At 66.7% G+C, this 517-nt stretch carries 1 pseudogene; it reads left to right on the top strand.

Annotation, left to right across the window (positions count from 1 at the left end):
* Positions 1-517: pseudogene (locus BN2476_RS44980) on the top strand (nicotinate phosphoribosyltransferase); the annotation flags it as partial.

Below are 517 nucleotides of genomic sequence, written 5' to 3'. Positions count from 1 at the left end.
GGAGTCGGCGGCGATCGGCGGCGCGGCGCATCTGGTCAGCTTCATGGGCTCGGACACGGTGTTCGGCGTGGTCGCGGCGAACCACTACTACAACGAAACGATGGCCGCGTTTTCGGTGCCGGCTGCCGAGCACAGCACGATCACGGCATGGGGCCGCGAGCGCGAGGCCGACGCGTTCCGCAACATGATTGCGCGCTTCAGCAAGCCGGGCGCGATCGTCTCAGTGGTATCCGATTCCTATGATCTGTTCGCCGCGCTCGAAGCATGGGGCACCCAGTTGAAGCAGGCCGTGCTCGATTCCGGCGGCACGCTGGTGATTCGCCCCGACTCCGGCGACCCCCGCACGATTGTGCTGCACACGCTGCGCGCGCTCGACGCGTCGTTCGGCTCGGTGGTGAACAGCAAGGGGCGGCGCGTGCTGAACAACGTGCGCGTGATCCAGGGCGACGGCGTGAACCCGGATTCGATCGAAGCGATTCTCGCCGCGATGGACGAAGCCGGCTACGCGACCGACAAC

The organism is Paraburkholderia piptadeniae (assembly GCF_900007165.1).
Taxonomy (GTDB): domain Bacteria; phylum Pseudomonadota; class Gammaproteobacteria; order Burkholderiales; family Burkholderiaceae; genus Paraburkholderia; species Paraburkholderia piptadeniae.
This window is presented reverse-complemented; position numbering and strand designations above follow the sequence as displayed.